The sequence below is a fragment of the Mycobacterium sp. SMC-16 genome, from assembly GCF_046250085.1.
GTDB classification, from domain to species: domain Bacteria; phylum Actinomycetota; class Actinomycetes; order Mycobacteriales; family Mycobacteriaceae; genus Mycobacterium; species Mycobacterium phocaicum.
Genome location: NZ_CP176427.1, coordinates 3,208,076 through 3,231,480 on the forward strand (window position 1 = coordinate 3,208,076; position 23,405 = coordinate 3,231,480).

The 23,405-nt window shown below is 67.7% G+C and carries 23 protein-coding genes and 1 pseudogene; 9 read left to right on the top strand and 15 right to left on the bottom strand.

All coding sequences use genetic code 11. The features are described from left to right. The first annotated feature begins 14 nt into the window (after positions 1-14). Positions 15-581 (top strand): TetR/AcrR family transcriptional regulator, encoded by a 567-nt coding sequence (locus ACJEIK_RS15405; protein WP_061000866.1) that lies wholly within the window; start codon positions 15-17, stop codon positions 579-581. A 13-nt stretch (positions 582-594) separates the two neighbouring features. Here ACJEIK_RS15405 and speB read toward each other — a convergent pair whose 3' ends face one another. Then, a complete protein-coding gene (speB, locus tag ACJEIK_RS15410) occupies positions 595-1,575 on the bottom strand; it encodes an agmatinase (protein ID WP_409429955.1) in 981 nt (326 codons plus the stop codon). 88 nt (positions 1,576-1,663) lie between these two features. Here speB and ACJEIK_RS15415 point away from each other — a divergent pair, with 88 nt between their 5' ends. Next, a complete protein-coding gene (locus ACJEIK_RS15415; RefSeq protein WP_064858075.1) occupies positions 1,664-2,263 on the top strand; it encodes a helix-turn-helix domain-containing protein in 600 nt (199 codons plus the stop codon). Here the strand turns inward: ACJEIK_RS15415 and ACJEIK_RS15420 are convergent, their stop codons facing one another. After that, positions 2,264-3,667, bottom strand: coding sequence for a purine-cytosine permease family protein (locus tag ACJEIK_RS15420; protein ID WP_064858107.1), 1,404 nt, complete (start codon positions 3,665-3,667; stop codon positions 2,264-2,266). It lies immediately after the preceding gene. A 217-nt stretch (positions 3,668-3,884) separates the two neighbouring features. Here ACJEIK_RS15420 and ACJEIK_RS15425 point away from each other — a divergent pair, with 217 nt between their 5' ends. From ACJEIK_RS15425 to ACJEIK_RS15435, 3 genes are read left to right on the top strand one after another with little or no spacing between them, the layout of a single operon-like run. Then, positions 3,885-5,282, top strand: a complete 1,398-nt coding sequence (locus ACJEIK_RS15425; protein WP_409431704.1) for an amino acid permease — start codon at positions 3,885-3,887, stop codon at positions 5,280-5,282. After that, entirely contained in the window at positions 5,283-6,077 is a 795-nt protein-coding gene (locus ACJEIK_RS15430) for a carbon-nitrogen hydrolase family protein (RefSeq protein ID WP_064858076.1), read from the top strand. After that, complete coding sequence (locus ACJEIK_RS15435) at positions 6,074-7,795, top strand: NAD(P)/FAD-dependent oxidoreductase (RefSeq protein WP_110767044.1); 1,722 nt, start codon at positions 6,074-6,076, stop codon at positions 7,793-7,795. The genes ACJEIK_RS15430 and ACJEIK_RS15435 overlap by 4 nt, the downstream gene beginning before the upstream one ends. A gap of 65 nt (positions 7,796-7,860) precedes the next feature. Here ACJEIK_RS15435 and ACJEIK_RS15440 read toward each other — a convergent pair whose 3' ends face one another. The 6 genes from ACJEIK_RS15440 to ACJEIK_RS15465 form a co-directional block, all read right to left on the bottom strand. Continuing rightward, a complete protein-coding gene (locus tag ACJEIK_RS15440; protein WP_029105025.1) occupies positions 7,861-8,055 on the bottom strand; it encodes a helix-turn-helix domain-containing protein in 195 nt (64 codons plus the stop codon). A gap of 96 nt (positions 8,056-8,151) precedes the next feature. Then, a complete protein-coding gene (locus tag ACJEIK_RS15445) occupies positions 8,152-9,777 on the bottom strand; it encodes an ABC-F family ATP-binding cassette domain-containing protein (RefSeq protein ID WP_064858077.1) in 1,626 nt (541 codons plus the stop codon). A gap of 40 nt (positions 9,778-9,817) precedes the next feature. Then, on the bottom strand, positions 9,818-10,648 hold the full coding sequence (locus tag ACJEIK_RS15450; protein WP_409429956.1) for an enoyl-CoA hydratase: 831 nt from the start codon (positions 10,646-10,648) through the stop codon (positions 9,818-9,820). A 47-nt stretch (positions 10,649-10,695) separates the two neighbouring features. Continuing rightward, the gene (trxA, locus tag ACJEIK_RS15455; RefSeq protein WP_061000880.1) at positions 10,696-11,061 is read right to left on the bottom strand and encodes a thioredoxin; all 366 of its coding nucleotides are present in this window, start codon (positions 11,059-11,061) and stop codon (positions 10,696-10,698) included. A gap of 45 nt (positions 11,062-11,106) precedes the next feature. Further along, entirely contained in the window at positions 11,107-12,207 is a 1,101-nt protein-coding gene (locus ACJEIK_RS15460; RefSeq protein ID WP_135355951.1) for an NADH:flavin oxidoreductase, read from the bottom strand. Between the two features lie 69 nt (positions 12,208-12,276). Continuing rightward, a complete protein-coding gene (locus tag ACJEIK_RS15465) occupies positions 12,277-12,963 on the bottom strand; it encodes a hypothetical protein (protein WP_061000884.1) in 687 nt (228 codons plus the stop codon). Positions 12,964-13,169: 206 nt separating this feature from the next. On the opposite strand from ACJEIK_RS15465, the gene ACJEIK_RS15470 reads away from it, so the two are divergent. Then, positions 13,170-13,625, top strand: coding sequence for a hypothetical protein (locus ACJEIK_RS15470; protein WP_064858081.1), 456 nt, complete (start codon positions 13,170-13,172; stop codon positions 13,623-13,625). Positions 13,626-13,631: 6 nt separating this feature from the next. Here ACJEIK_RS15470 and ACJEIK_RS15475 read toward each other — a convergent pair whose 3' ends face one another. The 7 genes and pseudogenes from ACJEIK_RS15475 to ACJEIK_RS15505 all read right to left on the bottom strand — a co-directional run. After that, complete coding sequence (locus ACJEIK_RS15475; protein ID WP_061000889.1) at positions 13,632-14,006, bottom strand: metal-sulfur cluster assembly factor; 375 nt, start codon at positions 14,004-14,006, stop codon at positions 13,632-13,634. Further along, positions 14,003-14,521, bottom strand: coding sequence for a Fe-S cluster assembly sulfur transfer protein SufU (gene sufU / locus ACJEIK_RS15480; RefSeq protein WP_082761707.1), 519 nt, complete (start codon positions 14,519-14,521; stop codon positions 14,003-14,005). The genes ACJEIK_RS15475 and sufU overlap by 4 nt, the downstream gene beginning before the upstream one ends. After that, complete coding sequence (locus ACJEIK_RS15485; RefSeq protein WP_061000893.1) at positions 14,518-15,762, bottom strand: cysteine desulfurase; 1,245 nt, start codon at positions 15,760-15,762, stop codon at positions 14,518-14,520. Before ACJEIK_RS15485 ends, sufU begins: the two co-directional genes overlap by 4 nt. 1 nt (position 15,763) lies before the next feature. Continuing rightward, on the bottom strand, positions 15,764-16,534 hold the full coding sequence (sufC, locus tag ACJEIK_RS15490) for a Fe-S cluster assembly ATPase SufC (protein ID WP_061000896.1): 771 nt from the start codon (positions 16,532-16,534) through the stop codon (positions 15,764-15,766). Next, complete coding sequence (sufD, locus tag ACJEIK_RS15495) at positions 16,531-17,709, bottom strand: Fe-S cluster assembly protein SufD (RefSeq protein ID WP_061000898.1); 1,179 nt, start codon at positions 17,707-17,709, stop codon at positions 16,531-16,533. The genes sufC and sufD overlap by 4 nt, the downstream gene beginning before the upstream one ends. Beyond that, on the bottom strand, positions 17,709-19,136 hold the full coding sequence (gene sufB / locus ACJEIK_RS15500; protein WP_061000900.1) for a Fe-S cluster assembly protein SufB: 1,428 nt from the start codon (positions 19,134-19,136) through the stop codon (positions 17,709-17,711). The genes sufD and sufB overlap by 1 nt, the downstream gene beginning before the upstream one ends. A gap of 600 nt (positions 19,137-19,736) precedes the next feature. Next, positions 19,737-19,937: pseudogene (locus ACJEIK_RS15505) on the bottom strand (transcriptional regulator); the annotation flags it as partial. 43 nt (positions 19,938-19,980) lie between these two features. Here ACJEIK_RS15505 and mptB point away from each other — a divergent pair. The 3 genes from mptB to ACJEIK_RS15520 are packed head-to-tail and all read left to right on the top strand — an operon-like array spanning position 19,981 to position 23,400. Continuing rightward, the gene (gene mptB, locus ACJEIK_RS15510; RefSeq protein ID WP_064858083.1) at positions 19,981-21,660 is read left to right on the top strand and encodes a polyprenol phosphomannose-dependent alpha 1,6 mannosyltransferase MptB; all 1,680 of its coding nucleotides are present in this window, start codon (positions 19,981-19,983) and stop codon (positions 21,658-21,660) included. Further along, positions 21,651-22,586 carry an ABC transporter ATP-binding protein gene (locus ACJEIK_RS15515; protein ID WP_110783723.1) on the top strand — a complete coding sequence of 312 codons (936 nt, stop codon included), beginning with the start codon at positions 21,651-21,653 and terminating at the stop codon, positions 22,584-22,586. The genes mptB and ACJEIK_RS15515 overlap by 10 nt, the downstream gene beginning before the upstream one ends. Before the next feature lie 31 nt (positions 22,587-22,617). Then, positions 22,618-23,400 carry an ABC transporter permease gene (locus ACJEIK_RS15520; protein ID WP_064858085.1) on the top strand — a complete coding sequence of 261 codons (783 nt, stop codon included), beginning with the start codon at positions 22,618-22,620 and terminating at the stop codon, positions 23,398-23,400. The last annotated feature ends 5 nt before the right edge of the window (positions 23,401-23,405 follow it).

Sequence of the window (23,405 nt, forward strand, 5' to 3'; positions counted from 1 at the left end):
CGGTAGGAGTCCTGGTGCCCAAAGTCAGCGACGATCATCTCGCCGCCCGTCGAGCGCAGATCCTCGACGGCGCCCGACGCTGTTTTTCCGAGTTCGGGTACGAAGGTGCGACGGTGCGGCTTCTCGAAGAAGCCACCGCGATGTCGCGCGGCGCGATCTTCCACCATTTCCGCGACAAGGACGCGCTGTTCTTCGCGCTCGCCGAGGAAGACGGCGAGCGGATGGCCGAGACCGTCGAGAAGGACGGCCTCGTGCAGGTCATGCGGAACATGCTGGCCAAGCCGGAGAACTACCAGTGGCTGGGCACCCGGCTGGAGATCGCCCGCCGGCTGCGCACCGACGCCGAGTTCCGCGCCGAGTGGCAGCAGCGCTACGAGGAACTCAACCAGGCCACCATCGCGCGCCTGGAGCGCAAGAAGGCCGCCGGCACGCTGCGTGACGACGTGCCCACCGAAGTGCTGCACATCTATCTCGACCTGGTGCTCGACGGCCTCATCGCGCGGCTGGCCTCAGGGCAGACCGGCGAGGATCTGGCGGCCGTCCTCGACATCGTCGAGGCATCGGTCCGCCGAAAGCCCTAGCGGCTCAACCCTTTCAGCGGTTCGCGCTCATCACCGACAGCAGCTCGTAGCCGACGTGCGCGGCGGCGATTCCCGTCAGCTCGGCGTGGTCGTACGCCGGGGACACCTCGACGATGTCGGCGCCCACCACGTTCAGACCGGTCAGCGAACGCAGCGAATGCAGCAGTTCGCGCGACGTCAGTCCCCCGGCTTCCGGCGTCCCGGTGCCGGGCGCGTGCGCCGGATCGAGCACGTCGATATCCACCGAGACGTAGACCGGACCGCCCGCCAGCCGCTTGACCATGCGCTCCCGGACGCTCGCGAGGCCGTCGACCTGGTAGTCGTCGGACCGGATCACCTGGAAGCCCAGGACTGCGTCGTCCTCGAGGTCCTTCTTGCTGTACAGCGGGCCACGGATACCCATGTGCAGCGAGCGCTCCATGTCGATGAGGCCCTCTTCGCTGGCCCGCCGGAACGGCGTGCCGTGTGTATAGGCGGCGCCGAAGTAGGTGTCCCAGGTGTCGAGGTGGGCGTCGAAATGCAGCACGGCGATGGGGCCGTGGTCGCGGTGCAGTGACCGCAGGATCGGCAGCGCGATGGTGTGGTCACCGCCGAGTGTGAGCACGGCGCTGCCGTCCTTGCGCAGCGCGGTCACCTCGGTGTCGATGGTCTCGATGGCCTCGTTGATGTTGAACGGGTTGACGCCGATGTCGCCGGCGTCGGCGACCTGCTGATTGGCGAACGGTGACACGTCGAGCGCCTGGTTGTAGGGCCGCAGCAGCTTGGACGCGGCGCGGATGTGGCCCGGGCCGAAGCGCGCGCCCGGGCGGTAGGACACGCCGGTGTCGAACGGGACGCCGAGGATCGTGACGTCGGGCGCGGACACCTGGTCCAGGCGCGGCACCCGGGCGAACGTGGCCGGCTCGGCGTAGCGCGGGAACCGGCTCGCATCGACCTGGCCGATGATCTCGCGGCCGTCGGGCGCGGTGGTCGTGATGTACCGGTCGAAGCTCATCAGTTCTCCAAAGTCGTGGCGTGTGGCTTGGGTCTCATTGTTTCCGGCAGTAGAATTATTGTCAACCTTTGTTTCCTAGGAGGAAATCGTGGGCGGTTCGCCGGCAACGCAACTAACGATCGCTGCCCGGTTGAAGGCCGCCCGCAGCGCCAAGCGCATGACCCTCGACGAGCTCGCCGCCGCCAGCGGCGTGACCAAGGGCTACCTGTCAAAGGTCGAACGCGGCCAGTCCAACGCGTCCGTCGCCGCACTCATCCGCATCTGCGACGCACTCGAACTCCAGGTCGGTTCCCTGTTCGACGAGACCCCCGTCGGCGAGGTGGTCCGCGCCGGCGAATACCCGCCCATCGAGTTCGGCGGCACCCGGATGACCGAATTCCAGCTGACACCGACGGGCGAGCGCCGATTCCAGGTCCTGCTGAGCGACATCGCGCCCGGCGGCGGCAGCGGGAGCGACACCTATTCGCTGCCGGCCGAGGTGGAGTTCGCCATGGTCACCGAAGGCCGGCTGCACATCGACTTCGTCGAGGGCAACGGCAGCCGCATCACCCTCGATGCGGGCGACGCCCTGACCTTCGAAGCCGACCGTCCGCACGCCTTCCACGCCGACGCGCAGTCCGGCGCGAAGGTGTTATGGGTGCTGACCCCGGCGCTGACGCAGCGGCGGCTGGCCGAGGCCGCCGAATAGCTAGGCGGCAGTCAGCTCCTGGCGGCTGCGCTCGACGGCGGCATGCTCGGGCGCCAGGTCCACGCCACGGGTCAGGACGTAGTACACCAGCCCGGACACCGCGAGGCCGACGATGAACGAGATGTCCACTCCCCCAAGCAGCTTGGCGATCGGACCTTCGTGGAAGTGCAGTGAGACAAAGGGCACCATCGACACCATGCCGATGAGGTACGCCGCCAGTCCGCGCCACGACCACCGGCCGTAGATCCCGTCCGGCCGGAAGATGTCGACTATCGAATAGTGGCCGCGCCGAACGAAATAGAAGTCGACCAGATTGACGGCCGTCCACGGGATCAGGAAGTACAGCATCAGCAGCACGAACGTGTTGAACGACTCGAGGTAACCCTCGGGCAGCGACAGCGCGACGACGAACGCGACCAACGACGTCAGCGCGATGCCGAGCACCCGCAGGCGCACGGTCGGCGTGATCGGCCGGAAGGCGTCCAATGCGCTCATGCTCGTCAGGCTCGCACCGTAGGCGTTGACGGACATGATGGTCACCAGCGCGATCGACGCCACCACGACGGTGAAAGTGCCGAAGCCAGGCAGCAATTGGTTGCCGACGGTCTGGATCGAGACGATCGCGTCCGGCGTCGGCAGCGCCGACGCCAGCACCGCGCCGAGCGACATCAGCCACACCGACGAACCCGCGGCACCCAGGTAGGTCCACCAGATGACGTGCTTGGCCGAGGTGTTCTCCGGCAGGTACCGCGAGTAGTCGGAGACGTACACCGCATACGAAATCTGATATCCGGCCGCCGCGGCGAACTGCATGAGGAACACCGTCAGCGAGAACTTGCCACCGTCGGGAACCGCCGCATCGAGGTGCAGGGTCGACAACGCATAGACGGTGAGCACGCCGAACACGACGATCAGCAGGTACGTCAGCCACCGCTGCACGACCATCATCAGGTCGAAGCCGACGACGGCGATGACGATGGCCGCGACCATCAACCCGAGATACCAGAGCCAGTTCGGGCCCGCGAAAACCGTCTTGAAGCCCGACGTGGCGAGGATGGTGTTGAAGACGTTGAAGCCGATGTACACGAAGATGACGGCGACGAACGGGACCAGCGCGCCACGCGAGCCGAACTGCGCACGCGACTGGATCATCTGCGGCAGACCCATCGTCGGACCCTGGTTGGCGTGGAAGCACATGAAGAGCGTCCCGAAGCAGGCGCCGGCCACCGCGGCCAGCACCGACCATCCGGCGGACAGTCCGTTGGCCGGACCGAGGAAGCCCGTGACCATAGTGGTCAGCACGAAGTTCCCGGTGAACCAGAACGGCGCCTGATGGTGCACCTTGCCCCTGCGTTCCCCTGTCGGAATCCAGTCGATGGAGCGGGTCTCGATTGCGCCTGCCATGGCATCCCCTTTGATGTGGCTCAGATCACTGGCCTCAGAGTAGGCATTCATCGTCGCCAAAGGCAACAATTGTTTCCTAGCTCACTCCACATGTTGACAGATGGGAGTGACGTACCGCACTCTGTTACGCGAGTCACAAATCTCGTGGCGCGCCCTCCTCTCCACGGAGCTCCCCTTGGCCATCACCGAGGCCCCACGGCCGGGCATCCTGCGCGCCATGAGCGCACAAAAATCCGTCGACGACATCGTCGCCGCCAACGAAACCCCGGACGGCCCCCACCTCAAGCGCTCGATGGGCTTCATCCATCTGACCGCCCTGTCCATCGGCGCGACGCTCGGCACCGGAATCTTCGTCATCCTCGGCGCCGCGGTGCCGAAAGCCGGTCCGGCGGTCCTGCTGTCGTTCATCCTCGCCGCCGTCACCGCGCTGTTCTCGGCGCTGTCCTACGCCGAACTGGCGGGCACCATCCCCGTCTCCGGCAGCTCCTACTCCTACGCGTACGCCACCTTGGGTGAGTTCTGGGCCTGGGTGTGCGGCTGGTGCCTCATGCTCGAATACGGAGTCTCGGTCGCCGCCGTCGCCGTCGGCTGGGGCGGCTACATCAACACGCTGCTCCACCAGCTGTTCGGCATCGAGCTGCCCGCCGCTGTCACGGGCGCACCCGGTGAGGGCGGCGTCATCAACCTGCCGGCCATCACGATCGTGGTCCTCGCCTCGATCCTGCTGCTGCGGGGCGCGTCCGAGTCGGCCGTCGTCAACACCGCGATGGTCGTCCTCAAATGCGTCGTGCTGGTGTTCTTCTGCGCCGTCGCGTTCACCGCGTTCAAGGCCGGCAACCTCACGCCGTTCATGCCGCTGGGCTTCCTCGGCGTCTCCGCCGCCGCCTCCCAGGTCTTCTTCTCGTACATCGGCTTCGACGCGGCATCCACCGCGGGCAACGAGGCCAAGGACCCGAAGCGGGACCTGCCGCGCGCCATCATGGCCTCATTGCTGATCGTCACGGTGCTGTACCTCGCCGTCGCGCTGGCCGCCCTCGGCGCGATGAGCTGGACCAAGTTCAGCGCCGACGAAGGCGCCACCCTGGCCGTCGCCCTCAGCGGCATCACCAGCAGCAACGTGCCGGCCATCATCCTGTCGATCGGCGCCGTCATCGCCATCGCCAGCGTCGTCCTCGCCGTCCAGTACGGGCAGACCCGCATCCTGTACACCATGGCCGTCGACGGCCTGGTGCCCGCGCTGTTCGCCAAGATCAACCCACGGACCTTCGTGCCGACGTGGAACATCGTGATCTGCGGTGTCGTCGTGTCGCTGCTGGCCGGTTTCGTGTCGCTGGGTGAGCTGGCCAACGCCACCTCGATCGGCTGCCTCTTCGCCTTCGCGCTGGTCAACGTCGCCGTCATCATCCTGCGGCGCACGCGCCCCGATCTGCATCGCACGTTCCGCCTGCGGCTGTTCCCCGTCGCACCGGTGCTGGGTTTCCTGTTCTGCTGTTACCTGATGTGGGCCCTGCCCGTCGCGACGTGGATCGCGTTCGGCATCTGGGGTGCCCTCGGCCTGGCGGTGTACTTCGGCTACAGCATCCGCAAGTCGAAGCTGCGCGTGGACGCCGCGTAGATGATCACCGTCGGCATGTTCCAAGGCCCGCAGGAATCCGGGACCGTCGCCGAGAATCTCAAGGCCATCGCCGCGGCGGCCCGGCGGGCCGCCGACGCCGGCTGCCGGATCCTCGTCACGCCCGAGATGTCGGCCACGGGTTACAACATCGGCACCGAGATCGCCGCCCGCGCCGAGTCCGCCGACGGCCCGATCTTCCAGGCGGTCCGGAACATCGCGCGCGACAACGGGATCGCCGTCGTCTACGGGTATCCCGAGGTCACGGAAGGCATGCCATACAACAGCGTCCAGGTCGTCGACCGGGACGGCGCAGCCCTGGCCAACTACCGCAAGACCCACCTGTATGGCTTCGACCGCGAGTTCTTCACCCCGGGCGCCGACTGGGTCGCGCAGTTCGAACTCGACGGCGTCACCTGCGGACTGCTGATCTGCTATGACATCGAATTCCCGGAGAACGCCCGCGCGCACGCCGACGCCGGCACCCAGTGGCTCGTCGTCCCCACCGGGCTCATGGAGCCGTGGAGTTTCGTTGCGACGCATATCGTTCCGGCGCGCGCCTACGAGAGCCAGCTGTTCCTGTCGTACGTCAACCGCACGGGCTTCGAGAACGGCCTCGAGTACTGCGGACTGAGCTGCACCATCGCGCCCGACACGACCGAACTGTGTCGCGCCGGCCGGACCGAGGACCTCCTCGTCACCCACATCGATCCCGCCGTGGTGGCCGTGTCCCGCGCCGTCAACACCCATCTCGGCGATCGCCGCCGAGATCTCTACCAGGAGAACCAGACCCGATGACCGTCCCCCAGCCCATCGAAGAGACGCAGCTGTCGGAGACCGGACCGCGGTCGTCCGACAAGCCGATCACCATGTTCGGTCCCGACTTCCCGTTCGCGTACGACGACTACGTGTCCTCCGCCGACGGCCTCGGCGAGATCCCGGCCGACCGCCACGGCACCGAGGTCGCGATCGTCGGCGCCGGTTGCGCGGGCCTCACCGCCGCCTACGAACTCATGAAGATGGGCCTGAAACCCGTTGTGTACGAGGCGGATCAGATCGGCGGCCGGATGCGGTCCATCCCGTTCGAGCACGCCCCGGACGCGGTCGCCGAGATGGGCGCCATGCGCTTCCCACCCACGTCGACGACGCTGTACCAGTACTTCGACAAGGTCGGCATCGAGACCATCGAATTCCCGAACCCGCTGGGCCCCGCGACGCCCAGCACCGTTGTCGACCTCAAGGGCCAGACGTACTACGCCGAGAAGCTCGCCGACCTGCCGCAGGCCTTCACCGACGTCGCCGACGCCTGGCGCAAGACGCTCGAGGACGGCGCCGACCTGCACGCGATCCAGAACGCCATCCGCGAACGCGACACCCAGGCCCTGAAGTCCGCGTGGGGCAAGCTCGTTCGCGAACTCGACGACGAGACGTTCTGGGGCTTTCTGACCAAGTCGCACCACTTCAAGTCGTTCGAGCTGCGCGAGATCTTCGGCAAGGTCGGCTTCGGCACGGGCGGCTGGGACACCGACTACCCGAGCTCGATGCTCGAAATCCTGCGCGTGGTGCTCACCGAGGCCGACGACAACCACCGCGGCGTGGTCGGCGGTTCGCAGCAACTGCCGCTGCGGTTGTGGAAGCGTTCCCCGCAGCGCCTCGCCCACTGGCCCGCCGGTACCTCGCTCGAATCGCTGCACGGCGGCCGGACCCGCGGCGCCGTCACCGACATCCGGCGCATGCACCCGAACCGCTACACCATCACCGACGCCGACGGCGAGACGCGCACCTACGACGCCGTCATCGTCACCGCCCAATCGTGGATGCTGCTCAACAACATTCGCTGCGACGACGACCTGTTCCCGTCCAACGTGTGGTCGGCCATCGAGCAGACGCACTACATGGGTTCGTCCAAGGTGTTCATACTGGTCGACCGCCCGTTCTGGAAGGACAAGGACGCTCAGGGCCGCGACGTCATGTCGATGACTCTGACCGACCGGATGAGCCGCGGCACCTATCTGCTCGACCAGGGGCTCGACGCCGACGGCAACGAGAAGCCCGGCGTCATCTGCCTGTCGTACACCTGGGAGGACGACTCCCGGAAGATCGTGCCGCTGGGCGCCACCGAGCGCATGGATCTGATGCTCAAGTCGCTGCAGGCGATCTACCCGAACGTGGACATCCGCAGCCACATCATCGAGACGCCCAAGACGGTCTCATGGGAGACCGAGCGCAACTTCATGGGTGCATTCAAGGCGAACCTGCCGGGCCACTACCGCTACCAGGAGCTGCTGTACACGCACTTCATGCAGCGTGACCTCGACGCGCGCCATCGCGGCATCTACCTGGCGGGCGACGACATCTCGTGGACGGCGGGCTGGGCAGAGGGCGCGATCACCACGGCGCTCAACGCGGTGTGGGCCGTGATGGACCAGTTCGGCGGGTCGACCTCGCCCACCAACCCCGGTCCGGGCGACGTCTTCGACATGATCGCCCCGGTCCGGCTGACCGACGAAATCTAAGGAGCACCAACGGGTTACGCCGCGACTGTCCGGTCACGGCGAAAGGGGCTGGGCCGCAGGGTCGTTCAGGCGATCTTGCGGCTGCGGTGGTTCGGGCCGCCGCGGCTGCGCATCACCGCGCCGGACTGCACCAGCATGCTGTGCACCGACCCATAGGATTTTCCGGACGTGGCCACCAATGACCTGATACTGGCGCCGCTCTCGTAGGCGTTACGCAGCTGGGTCATCATCTGGTCGCGAGATGCCTTGGATTGCCTCATCGCCGGTCCCCTGACTCTCCCCCGGCGGTATACCGGGCTGACGGGAATCAGCGTAAGAACAGCGCTCGCTCGGCGCGGGCGATTCGGTGAATCAGGTCAGGCCAATTCGATGAGATCGCGGTAGGTGTCCGACCAGAAGTCCTCGGTGGCGTCGGGCAGCAGCAGCACGCGCTGCGGATTGAGCGCTTCGGCCGCGCCCGGATCGTGCGTCACGAGCACCACCGAACCGGCGTAACTGCGCAGCGCGTCGAGCACCTGCTCGCGCGACGCCGGATCGAGGTTGTTGGTCGGCTCGTCGAGCAGCAGCACGTTGGCAGTCGAGGCGACCAGGCCGGCCAGCGCCAACCGGGTCTTCTCACCACCGGACAGCGTGCCGGCGGGCTGATCCAGCTGCGGGCCCGTGAACATGAACGCGCCCAGCAGGCCACGCAGATCCTGTTCCCCGGTGTCTGGGGCGGCGTGCCGGATGTTCTCCCACACCGTCGCGGCGTTGTCGAGGGTGTCGTGCTCCTGCGCGAAGTACCCGATCTTGAGGCCGTAGCCCGGTTCGATGCCGCCGGCGTCGGCGGTCTCCACCCCGGCCAGCAGGCGCAACAGCGTCGTCTTACCGGCGCCGTTGAGGCCGAGGACCACGACCCGCGAACCCCGGTCGATCGCGAGGTCCACGCCGGTGAAGATCTCCAGCGAGCCGTAGGTCTTGGTCAGGCCCTTGACGATCAGCGGGGTCTTGCCGCACGGCGCCGGCGTCGGGAACTTGATCTTGGCGACCTTGTCGGCCACCCGCTCGGCGTCGAGCTCGGCGATCATGCGCTCGGCGCGGCGCAGCATGTTCTGTGCGGCAACGGCTTTGGTGGCCTTGGCGCCCATCTTGGCGGCCTGCGCCCGCAGCGCACCCGCCTTCTTCTCGGCGTTGGCGCGCTCACGGCGCCGGCGCTGCTCGTCGGTGGCGCGGGCGTCGAGGTACTTCTGCCAGCCCATGTTGTAGACATCGGCCTCGCCGCGCACGGCGTCGAGGAACCACACCCGGTTCACCACGTCCGCGAGCAGTTCGACGTCGTGGCTGATCACCACGAGACCGCCGGTATGGCTCTGCAGGAACGTGCGCAGCCAACCGATGGAGTCGGCGTCGAGGTGGTTGGTCGGCTCGTCCAGCAGCAGCGTGGTGTTGGAACCGGAGCCCTCCGATGCCGCGAACAGGATGCGGGCCAGTTCGATACGGCGACGCTGACCACCGGACAGGGTCCGCAGCGGCTGCGTCAGCACCCGGTCCGGCAGGCCCAGGCTGGCGCAGATGCGGCCGGCGTCGCTCTCGGCGGCGTATCCACCGAGGGCCGAAAACCGTTCCTCCAGAACGCCGTACCGGCGCACCGCCTTGTCGCGGGCGGCCTCGTCGACGACGTCGGCCATGATGGCCTGCTGCTTCTCCAGATCGGCCAGCAGCGTGTCCAGGCCGCGGGCCGAGAGCACCCGGTCGCGGGCCAGGACGTCCAGATCGCCTTCCTTCGGATCCTGCGGCAGGTAACCGACCTCGCCGATGCGCTCGACCGTCCCGGCATACGGCTGGCCTTCACCGGCCAGGATGCGCAGCGTCGTGGTCTTGCCGGCACCGTTGCGGCCGACCAGACCGATCCGGTCGCCCGGCTGGATCCGCAGCGCGGAACCCTCGAAGGCCAGCAGCGTGCGCGCTCCGGCGCGGACCTCCAGGTCCGTTGCGGTGATCACGCTGCTGCCTCCTTAGCTGTGCCGGGCGGTCCGTGCCGGCTTACTTGTCGTCCGTGAAGACCGCGGGTCGTTTCTCGGCGCGCGCGGCAACCGCCTCTTCGAAGTTGGCGGTGAGCAGTCGGATGAAGAGCTGACCCAGGCCTTCGGCCTGCATATGGCTCTCCAGACTACCGGCGTCCAGTCCACTCCAGAGAGTCCGCTTGGTCAATTCAATTCCCGGGCGGGAGAACGAGCCGATGCGCTCGGCCATGTCGAAGCAGGTTTGCAGGAGCTGATCGTCGGCGACGGTCCGCGACACCAGACCGATCCGCTCGGCCTCGGCCGAGTCGATGTCCCGGCCGGTGAGCATCACCTCGAACGCCCGCGACGTGCCGATGGCCCGCGGCAGCAGATAGGACAGGCCCAATTCGCTGGCCGTCAGACCGTTGTTGATGCCCGCCGCCCGGAAGTAGGCGCCCTCGCCGGCGACGCGGATGTCGCACGCCAGCGCGAGGCACAGGCCACCGCCGATCGCCGCTCCGTTGACCGCCGCGATCACCGGTTGGTGCAGCTTGCGCAGGGCGAGGATGACGTCGTCGAGCACTTCCATGGACCGCAGCGCGAACGTCGGCCGGGTGAGCCCGGCGACGTGCGGCACCGAACCGGCCGACCTGTGGTCGGCACCAGAGGAGAAACCCCGCCCAGCACCGGTGAGAACCACCGCGCGGACGTCGTTGTCGTGGCTGATCTCGTCGAGCGCCGCCTTCAGCGGGACCATGACATCGAACGCCATGGAGTTCATCCGCTCGGGGCGGTTCAGGGTGACCAGCGCGACGCCGGGTCGCGGGTGGTCGACGAGTACCAGTGGGTTCTGTTCGGTCACGCCCTGCACGCTAGCGGGTGCGCAATGTCACACCCGCCGGCAGTGCTCGGCCGCGCTCAGACGTCGGTGCCGTCGCCCTTTTCGGCCATCGCGGCGTCGATGTCGAATTCCTTGATCTGGCTGATGACCTCGTCGAGCTGATTGGCCGCCAGCATGCCCGAGTGCCGGAACACCAGCTGGCCCTTCTTGAAGGCCATCAGGGTCGGGATGGCCTGGATCTCGGCCGCGGAGGCCAGCGCCTGCTCGGCCTCGGTGTCGACCTTGGCGTGGAAGACGTCGGGGTGCTTCTCGGACGATGCGGTGAACGTCGGAGCGAACGCCCGGCACGGCCCGCACCATGACGCCCAGAAGTCCACCAGCACGATGTCGTTGTCGCTGATGATGCCGTTGAATTCGGCGGCGGTGATGTCCTTGGTGCTCACGCTTCTCCCAACATTGCGGTGTACCTGCTTGTTCCCAGTATCTGGTCAGCTCAATCGTGCCAGCGCACTGGCCGCGTCGTAGCCATTGAACCCGTCCAGGGTGCCGCTGCGCAGGCGGTTCACCCAACCGGGATCGGCCAGCAGCGCCCGCCCGATCGCGACCATGTCGAACTCGCCGGCGTCGAACTGCTCCACCAACTGGTCCACCGGTCCCGGCTCGATGACCTGGCCGGGCTTCTCGGACCGGAACGCGGTCTGCAGGCCCACCGAACCGACGGCGATGACGGGCGTCCCGGTGACCTTCTTGGTCCAGCCGGCCAGCGTCAGGGCCGGGTCGGCGTCGGGGAACGCCGGCACATAGTGGCGACGGGTCGAGGGATGCAGCGCATCGACACCGGCGTCGACCAACGGCGCCAGCAGTTCCTGCAGCTGCATCGGGTCGTCGACCAGCGTGGCGTTGTAGTCGGTGCCCTTCCACTGCGAGAAGCGGTAGATGATCGGGTAGTCCGGGCCGACCGCCGCACGCACCGCCGCGACGACCTCGGCCGGGAAGCGGGTGCGATTCTGCACCGATCCCCCGTATTCGTCGGTACGCAGATTCGTTCTCGTCCACAGGAATTGGTCGAGCAGGTAGCCGTGGGCGCCGTGCAGTTCGACGGCGTCGAAGCCGACCTCCTTGGCGTTGCGTGCCGCCTCGGCGTACCACTGCGCGACGGCGGGCAGCTCGTCGGCCGCCAGGGCACGGCCGATCTGCTCGCCCAGTCCGTTCACTCCCGACGGACTGACCGGCGCCACCCCGTCGCGGTCACCACGCTCGGCGCCCTGGTGCCACAACTGGGCGGCGATGGTCGCACCGTGGCGGTGCACCGCGCTGGTGACGTTGCGCCAGCCGTCGAGCGCCGCCGCGCCCACGAGCGTCGGGATGTCCGGCGAGCCGGCGGCCGACGGGTCACCCACCCGCACGCCTTCGGTGATGATCAGGCCGACGCCGCCGGCAGCCCGACGCGCGTAGTACTCCGCCACGTCGGGCCCCGGCACGCCTCCGGGCGACGCCTGCCTGGTCATGGGCGCCATCGCGAACCGGTTGGGTACGGTCAGGTTCCGCAGGGCCAGTGGGGCGAAGAGTCCAGATGCATCGACGGTCATGAGCCTATGCAACACCGTGACGGCTCAACCGATTCCGCCGGTGCCCGGCTGCCGGTCAGTTGTCTGCTGTCATGCCGATGACGGCAGCTCGTGTGCGCGGCGTGCTTCGAACCGCCAGATCGCCTGGTGCAGCGCATCGGCGTGCCAGCCGGCCGCATCGGCAACGGCGGCGAGCAGGCCCGCGGTGTCGATCGGGCCGTCGCGACCGATTTCGCGCGCGACGTATCCCGCGACGCTCGGATCCGTGCCGGGCAGTTCCGCCAGCATCAGCAGGAAGCGCCAGGTGAAGCCCGAGCGCTGACCGGGTATCGCGCACCACGCCCGCTTGGCCTCCTTCGCCAACTCGGGGTCCGCGGCGATCACCCGCAGGTCTTCGGTGGTGCTGATCCCCAGTGCGACAAAGGCTTGCGCGACCTCCGTCAGCGCCACCGAGCGCAGCGGTGCGTCTTTCCTGGTGGATGTCGGCCGCCGATTACCGATCTGGGCGGCCCACTGCTCCGAACCACCCAGTGCCTCGACGTTCGCGAGCAGTTCGGGTGCGCCGTCGGTGTCGGCGTCACCGCCTTGCCCGGCCCGGTAGCTGCGGTACCGCTCGACGATCTTGTCGACGGTGAGGTGCCGGGCGCCTGCGGCGTAGATGGCATCGATGATGCAGAGCGCCAGGGAATTCGGATAGCCGACGGGCGCCGGCCAGCCGGCCGGATCGTCGAGGTCACGTTCGCACGCGGCCCGCAGCCGTTCGATGTCAGCGTTCATGGTGTTTGCCTTCCGGTCGCAGCGGACCTGATTGGTCCTGTTGCGCTGGAAGCTAGAGAAGGCATCCGACAAGAAACGCCTGGCGCGGGTCCGGAACCCGGAGTTATCCACAGCCGCCGGTTTCCGAAATGTAGGGAATTCCCTTATATGCCCGGCGGTCTCGCCGCCTTAGCGTCGAGTTCATCAGCCGGCAGAGAGGGACCGACATGTTCGTATCCACCCGGCGCTGCGGCGGCGTCGCCATGGCGTTGATCGGCAGCATCGGCACCGCGGGCATCGCGCTGGCACCAGCTGCGGCGGCCGACGTGGTCGAGGAATACGTCCGGGGCTACTGTTCGCCGCCGAACGGTCAGGACTGCAACGCCAGGCCGTCGATCCACTTCGATGCCCACATCGCCGAGAAGGTGCTGGCATCGTTCACCAATGACGCCAACGGGTGCTCGGACATCGTCGTGCGCTTCTACCTCGATGGACGCCAGATCGCCGCACCCGCGATCGCGCGACCCGGCAGCACAGTCACCGCCCCGCCGGCCTACACCAAGACAGCGGGCGGCCACGACTTGAGCGTCGGAGCCACCGGGGTGAAGGGCGGCTGCAACGTCGGCACGCTCGAAGCGTTCGGCGGCACCTTGTCTGCCAACGTGATCGAACTACGTCAGTAGCGGGAATCAGACGGTGAAGCCGAGCGCCCGCAGCTGCTCGCGGCCGTCGTCGGTGATCTTGTCCGGGCCCCACGGCGGGTTCCACACCCAGTTCAGCTTGAGGTCGCTGACGAGGCCGGCACCGACCAGGGCGGTCCGGGACTGGTCCTCGATCACGTCGGTCAGCGGACAGGCCGCCGATGTCAGCGTCATGTCCAGCTTCACCACGGTGCCTTCGTCGCCCTCTTCGAGCGTCATGCCGTAGACGAGCCCCAGGTCGACGACGTTGATGCCGAGCTCGGGGTCGACGACGTCGCGCATGGCCTCCTCGACGGCGTCGAGCAGTTCGGGATCGTCGACCACGTTTGCCGCGGTGGTGGCCTCGGGGGTGCCTTCAGTCATCGCTTGTCCTCCGCAGTTGTGCCGGCCGTTGCCAGCGCCGTGTCCGATGCACTCGCCAACGCGAGCGCCGTGTCTTTGGCGCTCGCCTCGGCGAGCGCGGCCTTGAATGCAGTCCAGCCCAGCAGCGCGCATTTCACCCGTGCCGGGTACTTGGCGACACCGGCGAACGCGATGCCGTCACCCAACACATCTTCGTCCCCCTCGACGTTGCCGCGGGAGGAAATCATCTCGGTGAACGCGCCGACGGTCTTGAGCGCCTCGTCGACGCTCTGGCCGATCACCTGGTCGGTGAGCACCGACGTCGACGCCTGGCTGATCGAGCAGCCCTGCCCGTCGTACGAGATGTCGGCGATGGTCTCGCCGTCGTCGGACAGCGTCACCCGCAACGTCACCTCGTCACCGCACGTCGGGTTGACGTGGTGCACCTGCGCGCCGAACGGTTCACGCAGCCCGCGGTGATGCGGGTGCTTGTAGTGGTCCAGGATCACTTCCTGGTACATCTGTTCCATTCTCATGAGAAGAACTCCACAGCGCGTTTGACGCCCGCGACCAATCGGTCCACTTCGTCGAGCGTGTTGTAGACCGCGAACGACGCGCGCGCCGTCGCGGCGATGCCGAACCGCCGGTGCAACGGCGCCGCGCAGTGATGCCCGACCCGGACCGCGATGCCTTCGTCGTCGAGGATCTGGCCGACATCGTGCGCATGCACGCCGTCCAACACGAAGCTCACGGGCGAGCCGCGGTGCTCGGTCGTGGTCGGCCCGATGATCCGCACCTGCGGAATCTGGGTCAGCCCGGCCAGCGTCGCGGCCACCAACTCGGCCTCGTGCGCCTCGACGGCAGCCATCCCGATGGCGTCGAGATACCGTGCGGCAGCGGCCAATCCGACAACCTGGGAGGTCATCGGGGTGCCGGCCTCGAAGCGCTGCGGCGCGGCCGCGTAGGTCGCCGACTCCATGGTGACGGTCTCGATCATGGACCCGCCGGTGAGGAACGGCGGCAGCGCGTTGAGCAGTGCCCGGCGTCCGTACAACACACCGATGCCGGTGGGGCCCAGCATCTTGTGGCCCGAGAACGCCGCGAAATCGACGTCGAGAGCGTGGAAGTCGATGGGCTGGTGCGGCACCGACTGGCAGGCGTCCAGCACGGTCAGCGCGCCGACAGCCTTGGCCCGACGCACGATCTCCGCGACCGGCGCGATGGCACCCGTGACGTTCGAATGATGGGTGAAAGCAACCACTTGCACCCGGTCGTCGAGCTGCAGCGAATCCAGGTCGATGCGGCCGTCGTCGGTCACGGAGTACCAGCGCAGTTCGGCACCGGTGCGGCGGGCCAGTTCCTGCCACGGGATCAGGTTTGCGTGATGCTCCAGCTCCGTGGTGACGATGACGTCGCCGGGACCGATGGCGCGGTCGAACCGGTTGTCCCCCACCGCATACGACACCAGGTTCAGCGCCTCGGTGGCGTTCTTGGTGAACACCAGCTCGTCGTCGTCGGCACCGACGAACGCCGCGATGTCGGCACGGCCCTGCTCGTAGGCGTCGGTCGACTCCTCCATCAGCTGGTGCGCACCACGGTGCACGGCGCCGTTGGACGTCGTCAGGAACTCCCGCTCGGCATCGAGAACCTGCAGCGGCTTCTGCGACGTGGCCCCGGAATCCAGGTACGCCAACTGATTCCCGCCGCGCATGACGCGGCCGAGAATCGGGAAGTCGGCCCTGATTCGCGTCAGGTCGAGATCAACTGACGCCGTCATCTCACGCCTCGGCAGCAGCCGCGGTGGTGTAGCGCTCGTAGCCGTTCTCTTCGAGCTCGTCGGCCAGCTCCGGACCACCGGAGGTGATGATGCGGCCGTCGAAGAAGACGTGCACGAACTGCGGACGGATGTAGCGCAGGATGCGGGTGTAGTGCGTGATCAGCAGGACGCCGCCGTGCTCGGCCTCGGCGTACCGGTTGACGCCCTCGGACACGACGCGCAGCGCGTCGACGTCGAGGCCCGAGTCGGTCTCGTCGAGGATGGCGATCTTCGGCTTCAGCAGACCCAGCTGCAGGATTTCGTGGCGCTTCTTCTCACCACCGGAGAAACCTTCGTTGACGCTGCGCTCGCCGAACGCCGGGTCGATGTCCAGCTCCGACATCGCGGTCTTGACCTCTTTGACCCAGTGGCGCAGCTTCGGTGCCTCGCCGCGGACCGCGGTCGCCGCGGTACGCAGGAAGTTCGACATCGAGACGCCGGGCACCTCGACGGGGTATTGCATGGCCAGGAAGAGGCCCGCGCGGGCGCGCTCGTCGACGCTCATCTCCAGCACGTCCTCGCCGTCCAGGGTGATGGAGCCGGAGGTGACGGTGTACTTGGGGTGGCCGGCGATGGCGTACGACAGCGTCGACTTGCCAGAACCGTTGGGGCCCATGACCGCGTGGGTCTCGCCCGACTTCACGGTCAGGTTGACGCCCTTGAGGATCGGGACGTCGGCGCCGTCGGGCGCGGTGACCGAGACGTGCAGGTCCTTGATTTCCAGTGTGGTCATGAGTTGTTGCGTCCTTCAGTCAGTTCAAGTTCGTGTTCGATGGCGGCGGTGAGGCGTTCGCGGACTTCCGGCACGGCGATCTTCTGGATGATCTCGCCGAAGAAGCCGCGGACAACCAGGCGGCGGGCCTGGTCCTCGGGGATGCCGCGGGCCTGCAGGTAGAACAGCTGCTCGTCGTCGAAACGTCCGGTGGCACTGGCGTGTCCGGCGCCGACGATCTCGCCGGTCTCGATCTCCAGGTTGGGCACCGAGTCGGCGCGGGCGCCGTCGGTGAGCACCAGGTTGCGGTTCACCTCGAAGGTGTCGGTACCGGTGGCGGCGGCGCGGATCAGCACGTCGCCGATCCACACGGTGTGGGCGTCGGCCTTCTTCGAATCCGGATCCCCTTGCAGCGCACCCTTGTACAGCACGTTGGAGCGGCAGTTGGGCACCGCGTGGTCGACCAGCAGGCGCGACTCGAAGTGCTGCCCCTCGTCGGCGAAGTACAGACCCAGCATCTCGGCGTCGCCGCCGGGACCCAGGTAGCGGGTCCGCGAGGTCAGCCGCACGACGTCGCCGCCGAGAGTGACCGCGACGTGCCGCAGCACGGCGTCCTTGCCCAGCGTGGCGTGGTGGGTGCTGATGTTCACCGCGTCGTCGGCCCAGTCGGCGATCGACACGACGGTCAACCGGGCCGCGTCACCGACGACGAATTCGATGTTGTCGGCGTAGGTTCCGCTGCCGCTCTGGTCGATGACCACGACGGCCTCGCCCAGCTCGGCGACCCGCAGCTGCAGATGGCCGTACGCGGTCTTGCCCTCACCCGGTCCGGCGATGGCGATCTCGATGGGCTCGGCGACCTGGACGTCGCGACCGACCGACACGATCGTGGCTTCGTCGAACGACGAATACGCCTGTGCGGCAACGCGGTCCGCGGGCACGCCGCCCTGACCGAGCCGCTCGTCGTCGCGGCCGACGGTCTCGACCGTGACGCCGTCACGCTCGGAAACCTCGACGCGCGCGGCGCCGGTGGCCTCGGCCGACCCGTCGTGCAGCCCGTGCAGACGCTTCAGCGGGGTGAACCGCCACAGCTCGTCACGGCCGCCGGGAACCTCGAAAGCGTTGACGTCGTAGGACGTGAACAGCTCACCCTTGTTGGCGACGATGCCTTCCGTCGCCTCAGTCAAATTACTCACTAACCGACAGCGCCTTCCATCTGCAGCTCGATCAGCCGGTTCAGCTCGAGCGCGTATTCCATTGGCAGTTCCTTGGCGATGGGCTCGACGAAGCCGCGCACCACCATCGCCATGGCCTCGTCCTCGGTCAGGCCGCGGCTCATCAGATAGAACATCTGATCCTCGCTGACCTTCGAGACCGTGGCCTCGTGACCCATCGTGACGTCGTCCTCACGAATGTCGACGTACGGGTAGGTGTCGGAGCGGCTCACGTTGTCGACAAGCAGCGCATCGCATTTCACGCTCGACTTGGAGCCGTGCGCGCCCTTGTTGACCTGGATCAGACCGCGGTACGACGACCGGCCACCACCGCGCGCCACCGACTTCGAGACGATGTTGCTCGACGTGTTCGGCGCCAGGTGCACCATCTTGGCACCGGTGTCCTGGTGCTGGCCTTCGCCCGCGAACGCCACCGAGAGCACCTCACCCTTGGCGTGCTCGCCGGTCATCCAGACCGCCGGGTACTTCATGGTGACCTTGGAACCGATGTTGCCGTCGATCCACTCCATGGTCGCGCCGGCCTCGGCGCGGGCCCGCTTGGTGACCAGGTTGTAGACGTTGTTCGACCAGTTCTGGATGGTCGTGTACCGAACGCGCGCACCGGGTTTCACCACGATCTCGACGACGGCCGAGTGCAGTGAGTCCGACTTGTAGATCGGCGCGGTACAACCCTCCACGTAGTGCACGTAGGAGCCCTCGTCGGCGATGATCAGCGTCCGCTCGAACTGGCCCATGTTCTCGGTGTTGATCCGGAAGTAGGCCTGCAGCGGGATGTCGACGTGCACGCCCGGCGGCACGTAGATGAACGAGCCGCCCGACCACACCGCGGAGTTCAGCGCGGAAAACTTGTTGTCACCGGACGGGATCACGGTGCCGAAGTACTGCTTGAACAGCTCCGGGTGCTCGCGCAGGCCCGAGTCGGTGTCCAGGAAGATGACGCCCAGCGCCTCGAGGTCCTCGCGGATCTGGTGGTACACGACCTCGGACTCGTACTGCGCGGCGACACCGGCGACCAGGCGCTGCTTCTCGGCCTCCGGGATACCCAGGCGGTCGTAGGTGTTCTTGATGTCCTCGGGCAGTTCCTCCCAGGACGTGGCCTGCTTCTCGGTGGACCGCACGAAGTACTTGATGTTGTCGAAGTCGATGCCCTCGAGGTCGCTGCCCCACCGCGGCATGGGCTTCTTGTCGAAGATGCGCAGCGCCTTGAGCCGGAAGTCGAGCATCCACTCGGGTTCGTTCTTCTTCGACGAGATGTCGCGCACGACAGCCTCGTTCAACCCACGGGTCGCCGCGGCTCCTGCGACATCGCTGTCAGCCCAGCCGTAGCCGTACGTGCCCAGGGAGGCAATGGTCTCCTCCTGGGTCAACTGTTCCGGGGTGGTCGTCATTGCGACACTCCTTCTTCTTGGGTCGCGGGGTTGGATCGAGTGGACTGCGTGCTCGGGGATGACGGGAACGTGCGTCGTACAGGCGCAATCCCCGTTGACGATGGTGGCCAGGCGCTGCACGTGCGTACCGAGCACCTCGGCGAACGCTTCGCGCTCGGCGTCGCACAGCTCGGGGAACTCTTCGGCGACGTGCGAGACCGGACAGTGGTGCTGGCAGATCTGCACCCCGCCGATGGGGCCCGTCACCGGCGTCGTCGTGGTGGCGTAGCCGGCCTTCGTCAGCGCCGTTGCCACCTGATCCGCGGTATCGGTGATGTCGTCGGTGGCGGTGACGCCGGACAGGATCGAGTCGATGCGACGACGCGCGAACGTCCGGATGGCGTCGTCACCGCCGATCTCGCGCAGCTGACGCATGGCGGCCGCGGCGAGGTCGTCGTAGGTGTGGCCGAGCTTGGCGCGCCCGGCGGCGGTGAGGCGGTAGCGCTTGGCGGGGCGGCCACGGCCGTTGTGCTGCCACGCGGCGGCGGCACTGGATTCGGCGTCGCCGGCCTCGATGAGCGCGTCGAGATGACGCCGCACGCCGGCCGCGGAGATGCCGAGCTGCTCGCCGATCTGGCTCGCGGTCACGGCGCCTTCCAGCAGCAACTGCACGATCGCCGAGCGGGTGTGACCATCAGAAACAGCCGTTGCCGACGCCACCGCGGTCGCGGTGCCGACAGCTTCGGGAGCTCCGGACGGCAATTTCACAACACCATTGTGACGGAATTCAGAAACCGAATCTAGGAAGGTAACCCTTATCACCGAGTTGGCGGGGGCCAAACAGGCCTACGGCTAATCTGCTCTGATGCCCGACCGCCTTCAGCACCTGAGCACGGCCGTCGCGCACTGGCATGCCGACGAGCCGTCCGTCGGCTCCCCGCTCAACGCGTCCGAGATCGCCTCCCTGCGCCGGACCCGCCGGTTCGGGGCAACCGGAACGGTACTGATGGCCATCGGCGCGCTCGGCGCCGGCGCCCGGCCCGTCGTGCAGGACCCGACGTTCGGGGTGCGCCTGCTGAACCTGCCGTCCCGCATCCAGACCGTCTCGCTGACCATGACCACGACCGGCGCCGTCATGATGGCGCTGGCCTGGCTGATGCTGGGCCGCTACACGCTGGGCAAACGCCGCATGTCGCGCAGTCAGCTGGACCAGACGCTGCTGCTCTGGGCGCTGCCGCTGCTGATCGCGCCGCCGATGTACAGCAAGGACGTCTACTCCTATCTGGCGCAGAGCCAGATCGCGAGCATCGGGCTGGACCCCTACCGCGTCGGCCCGGCGACCGGTCTCGGGCTCGGCCACGTCTTCACCCTGACGGTGCCCAGCCTGTGGCGGGAAACGCCGGCGCCCTACGGACCGCTGTTCCTGTGGATCGGGCGCGGTATCTCGGAGCTCACCGGCGACAACATCGTCGCCGGCGTGCTCTCGCACCGGCTGGTCGTGCTGCTCGGGGTCGCGGCCACGGTGTGGGCAACGCCACGGCTGGCGCGCCGCTGCGGTGTCGCCGAAGTCAGCGCACTGTGGCTGGGACCGTGTAATCCCCTGCTCTTCATGCACCTCATCGCGGGCATCCACAACGAGGCGCCGATGCTCGGACTGATGCTCGCCGGCACCGAATTCGCCATGCGCGGCATCGATTCCGCCCGCCCGTTCCTCCCACGGCCCCTGCGCTGGCCACGGCACCGCGATGACTGGGCCGCCTGGTACCCACTGGCGATGCTGCTCACCGGCACGGTGCTGATCGCCATGTCGTCGCAGATCAAGCTGCCGTCCCTGCTCGCACTGGGTTTCGTGGCGATGGCCCTCGCGCGCCGGCTCGGCGGGACGGTCAAGGCGTTCTTCCAGGCCTGCGTGCCGCTGGGCACCGTCGCGCTCGCGGTCATGGCGCTCATCGGCTGGGCCAGCGGCCTGGGCTTCGGCTGGCTGTTCACCCTCGGCACCGCCAACGTGGTGCGGTCCTGGATGTCGCCGCCGACGCTGGTCGCGCTCGGTACCGGACAGGTCGGCATCCTGCTGGGCCTGGGCGATCACACCACCGCGGTCCTCGGGCTGACCCGTGGGATCGGCGTCTTCGTCATCGGCGTGCTGGTGAGCTGGCTGCTGCTGTCGGTGCTGCGGGGGCGGCTGCACCCACTGGGCGGCCTCGGCGTCGCCATGGGCGCGACGGTGCTGCTGTTCCCCGTCGTACAGCCCTGGTACCTGCTGTGGGCGATCATCCCGCTGGCCTGCTGGGCCACCCGGCCGGGCTTCCGCGGCACGACCATCGTGGTGACGTTCGTCGTCGGCGTCTTCGGCCCGACGGCCAACGGCGACCGGTTCGCGCTCTTCCAGATCCTCGACGCGACCCTGGCCAGCACCGTCATCGTCCTGCTGCTGATCGCCGTGACGCGGGGTCGGCTGCCCTGGCGCGGATTGCCGGAATCCGACAACGGTGACGCCCCTGGTAGCGCCGCTGCCAGGTCCGACGCTTACGCTGAATCCCCGTGAGTTCCGGTGAGACGCCCGTATTGCTGCGCGGCGTCAGCAAGCGCTACGGCGATATCCAGGCCGTGAACAATCTGGATCTGGAGGTGCGGCGCGCCGAGGTGCTGGCCCTGCTCGGACCCAACGGGGCCGGTAAGACCACCACCGTCGAGATGTGTGAAGGCTTCAACAAACCCGACTCGGGCAGCATCTCGATCCTGGGCCTGGACCCGACGGCCGACAACGCCAAGCTGCGCGCCCGCATCGGCGTGATGCTGCAGGGCGGCGGCGGCTACCCGGCCGCGAAAGCCGGCGAGATGCTGAACCTCGTCGCGGCGTATTCGGCCAATCCGCTCGACCCGCAGTGGCTGATGGACACCCTCGGCCTGACCGAAGCCGCGCGCACCACCTACCGCCGGCTGTCCGGCGGGCAGCAGCAGCGCCTGGCGCTGGCGTGCGCCATCGTCGGACGCCCTGAGCTGGTGTTCCTCGACGAGCCCACCGCCGGTATGGACGCCCACGCCCGAATCGTGGTGTGGGAGTTGATCGAAGGCCTGCGCCGCGACGGTGTCACCGTCGTGCTCACCACACATCAGCTCACCGAGGCCGAGGAACTGGCCGACCGCATCGTGATCATCGACCACGGCGCCGCGGTCGCCGCCGGTACACCCGCCGACCTGATGCGGGGCGGCGCCGAGAACCAGTTGCGTTTCTCGGCCCCGCCCAAACTGGACCTGTCGCTGTTGATCTCCGCGCTGCCGGAGGACTACCGCGCCACGGAAGCCGCCGCCGGCGAGTACCTGGTGGAAGGCCACATCGACCCGCAGGTACTGGCCACCGTCACCGCGTGGGCCGCGCGCCTGAACGTACTGGCCACCGACATGCGCGTCGAGCAGCGCAGCCTCGAGGACGTCTTCCTCGATCTGACCGGACGGGAGCTGCGGTCATGAGTGGCCAGCGAGTAGCGAAGGCGGATCGCGCATGAGTACAGCGACAAATCGGTTCGCCCCGGGAACGTTCACCCCGGACCCGCGGCCCGCAGCCATCCCCGCGATGCTCGCGGCGCAGTACAGCCTGGAGCTCAAGCTGCTGCTGCGCAACGGCGAGCAACTGCTGTTGACCATGTTCATCCCGATCACCCTGTTGGTCGGGCTCACCCTGCTGCCGCTGGGCTCGCTGGGCGACCACCGCCCGGGGACGTTCACCCCGCCGATCATGGCGCTGGCGGTGATCTCGACAGCCTTCACCGGCCAGGCCATCGCCGTCGCCTTCGACCGGCGTTACGGCGCGCTCAAACGCCTCGGCGCCACCGCGTTGCCGGTGTGGGGCATCATCGCCGGTAAGTCGCTCGCCGTGGTCACGACGGTGTTCCTGCAGTCAATCCTGTTGGGCGGCATCGGCATTGCGCTGGGCTGGCGGCCGAGCCCGCTGAGCCTGCTGCTGGGCGCGGTGGTCATCGCGCTCGGCACCGCCTCGTTCGCAGCCCTGGGCCTGCTGCTTGGCGGAACGCTGAAGGCCGAGATCGTGCTGGCCCTGGCGAACCTGCTGTGGTTCATCCTGGCCGGGCTCGGCGCCCTGACCATCGAGCACCGCGTCGTCCCCGAAGCGCTGCGCTGGGTGGCGCGACTGACGCCGTCGGGCGCGCTCACCGAATCACTGACCCAGGCGATGACGCTGTCGGTCGACTGGTTCGGCATTGCGGTGCTGGCCGCGTGGGGCGTGCTCGCCGGACTGGCCGCGCTGCGCTGGTTCCGGTTCAGCTGACCGCT

Bases quoted from the DNA above. Each gene is read 5' to 3' on its own strand.
- speB (WP_409429955.1), bottom strand. From the start codon at position 1,575: ATGAGCTTCGACCGGTACATCACGACCACCGCGCCCGACGGCCGCGAG.
- ACJEIK_RS15420 (WP_064858107.1), bottom strand. From the start codon at position 3,667: ATGGCAGGCGCAATCGAGACCCGCTCCATCGACTGGATTCCGACAGGG.
- ACJEIK_RS15425 (WP_409431704.1), top strand. From the start codon at position 3,885: ATGAGCGCACAAAAATCCGTCGACGACATCGTCGCCGCCAACGAAACC.
- ACJEIK_RS15430 (WP_064858076.1), top strand. From the start codon at position 5,283: ATGATCACCGTCGGCATGTTCCAAGGCCCGCAGGAATCCGGGACCGTC.
- ACJEIK_RS15435 (WP_110767044.1), top strand. From the start codon at position 6,074: ATGACCGTCCCCCAGCCCATCGAAGAGACGCAGCTGTCGGAGACCGGA.
- ACJEIK_RS15440 (WP_029105025.1), bottom strand. From the start codon at position 8,055: ATGAGGCAATCCAAGGCATCTCGCGACCAGATGATGACCCAGCTGCGT.
- ACJEIK_RS15460 (WP_135355951.1), bottom strand. From the start codon at position 12,207: ATGACCGTCGATGCATCTGGACTCTTCGCCCCACTGGCCCTGCGGAAC.
- ACJEIK_RS15465 (WP_061000884.1), bottom strand. From the start codon at position 12,963: ATGAACGCTGACATCGAACGGCTGCGGGCCGCGTGCGAACGTGACCTC.
- ACJEIK_RS15470 (WP_064858081.1), top strand. From the start codon at position 13,170: ATGTTCGTATCCACCCGGCGCTGCGGCGGCGTCGCCATGGCGTTGATC.
- ACJEIK_RS15475 (WP_061000889.1), bottom strand. From the start codon at position 14,006: ATGACTGAAGGCACCCCCGAGGCCACCACCGCGGCAAACGTGGTCGAC.
- sufU (WP_082761707.1), bottom strand. From the start codon at position 14,521: ATGAGAATGGAACAGATGTACCAGGAAGTGATCCTGGACCACTACAAG.
- ACJEIK_RS15485 (WP_061000893.1), bottom strand. From the start codon at position 15,762: ATGACGGCGTCAGTTGATCTCGACCTGACGCGAATCAGGGCCGACTTC.
- sufC (WP_061000896.1), bottom strand. From the start codon at position 16,534: ATGACCACACTGGAAATCAAGGACCTGCACGTCTCGGTCACCGCGCCC.
- sufB (WP_061000900.1), bottom strand. From the start codon at position 19,136: ATGACGACCACCCCGGAACAGTTGACCCAGGAGGAGACCATTGCCTCC.
- mptB (WP_064858083.1), top strand. From the start codon at position 19,981: ATGCCCGACCGCCTTCAGCACCTGAGCACGGCCGTCGCGCACTGGCAT.
- ACJEIK_RS15520 (WP_064858085.1), top strand. From the start codon at position 22,618: ATGAGTACAGCGACAAATCGGTTCGCCCCGGGAACGTTCACCCCGGAC.